The sequence below is a fragment of the Ideonella sp. P3_A4 genome (genome assembly GCF_056403075.1).
This window is the reverse complement of the sequence record NZ_JBFUGE010001079.1, coordinates 1-1,285: the sequence shown is the minus strand read 5'-3', so window position 1 is coordinate 1,285 and position 1,285 is coordinate 1. Positions and strand designations below refer to the sequence as shown.

General features: G+C 56.0%; 2 protein-coding genes. Both read right to left on the bottom strand.

What is annotated here, in order from left to right:
- Nucleotides 1–184: 184 nt before the first annotated feature.
- Nucleotides 185–553: a hypothetical protein gene (locus tag AC1DYI_RS36000; protein ID WP_477208878.1), complete on the bottom strand. Its 369-nt coding sequence runs from the start codon at nucleotides 551–553 to the stop codon at nucleotides 185–187.
- A gap of 133 nt (nucleotides 554–686) precedes the next feature.
- Entirely contained in the window at nucleotides 687–1,172 is a 486-nt protein-coding gene (locus AC1DYI_RS35995; protein ID WP_477208877.1) for a DUF4262 domain-containing protein, read from the bottom strand.
- Nucleotides 1,173–1,285 lie beyond the last annotated feature (113 nt).

Genomic DNA, 1,285 nt, shown 5'->3' with positions numbered 1-1,285 from the left:
GTGCCACCCATGTCTATTGACCCGGCCAAGAAGACGGATCGTTCGCTCGGCTGAATGTCTAGGACTTGGGGTGATTGAATGACGCGCATTTGGGCACTTCTTGCGGTCTAACGTTCGACGTAAGGGGCAGCCGCAAGTGGGCGAAGCCCGCTTGTGGCTGTCCCCTTGACGGAGGGGTTAGGCCTCACCCTTGCTCCTTGTAGATGCTCAGTGCGCGCAAGACACTCAGCGATTCACTAAGCTTGCCCAGTGACTTGGCCGCCTTACTGGATTCCTTTGTGTACTGTTCGGCGTTGGTCTTGATGTCGCGCAAGGCGTTTCGCAACTGAACCAGTTCATCAAGAAATGCTTCTGGAACTTCAGCTGACAGCCATTCGTTTTGACAATGCTGACAAATGAGACCGCGCCTAAACCACTGAATGTCCGAGTGTTCAGTCTGATACCAGCGTTGCCCCGATTGATACCCAAGGGAGGACGGATTTCTTGCCGCACAGACACGGACTGTCTTGCAGACTGGACACCACTTTTGCGTTCCCCCTTGCGTAGTTCGCATAGTGCGGATCCTCCTTGCTTAGCGTTCCACATTACACAGGCACACAGACATTCGCCGAGGCGCAGCGTTGAGGTCTAACGTTCGACGTAAGGGGCTGGCCGCAGGCCAGTCCCCTTGACGGAGGGGTTAGACCTCACGGCCGGTTTGGCCGCTGACGGCCGAGCATGACCTGATTGTTTTTGAACCATTGTGAAGCACTTGCCTGCCACGGCCACACACCAGTAGTGGTTGGATAAATTAGCTGGACTGTGGAGAAGGGCCTTCCCTTGTAATAGCGATTGCAGCCAAGCGTGTAGTCGTGCAGTCGACTTGGCTTGACGGGTTCGATGTAGATCGAGAAGCCTTCCAAGAAGCCTGAGTACAGCACACCGCGTTCGAACTTGGCACCGGCTCGAACTTGTTGGTTGTATTCATTGACCAGGAAGTGCCCCAAGTTCGGCCGCACTCCGATGACGATGGCTTCTGGGGCGCCGGTCATTTCCTGAATGCCAACCGAATAGGAGAACGTTGGCTGCTTCTCTTCGGTGTCAAAAACACTGATCACATGGCATCCGTACTCACGGATGTCGTCTGCGACGCGTTTGTCGTTCGCTGCACGACGCTCAGCGGGGGTACTCATGAGGTCTAACGTTCGACGTAAGGGGCCTGCCGCAGGCAGGTCCCCTTGACGGAGGGGTTAGGCACCGGAGATGCACCAACCGTGGTGAGTTTGCCTTGCAAGGCAGACGGACC

What these genes read in the sequence shown, in the direction of transcription:
- AC1DYI_RS36000 (WP_477208878.1), bottom strand. Translation starts at nt 553, where the DNA reads ATGCGAACTACGCAAGGGGGAACGCAAAAGTGGTGTCCAGTCTGCAAG.
- AC1DYI_RS35995 (WP_477208877.1), bottom strand. Translation starts at nt 1,172, where the DNA reads ATGAGTACCCCCGCTGAGCGTCGTGCAGCGAACGACAAACGCGTCGCA.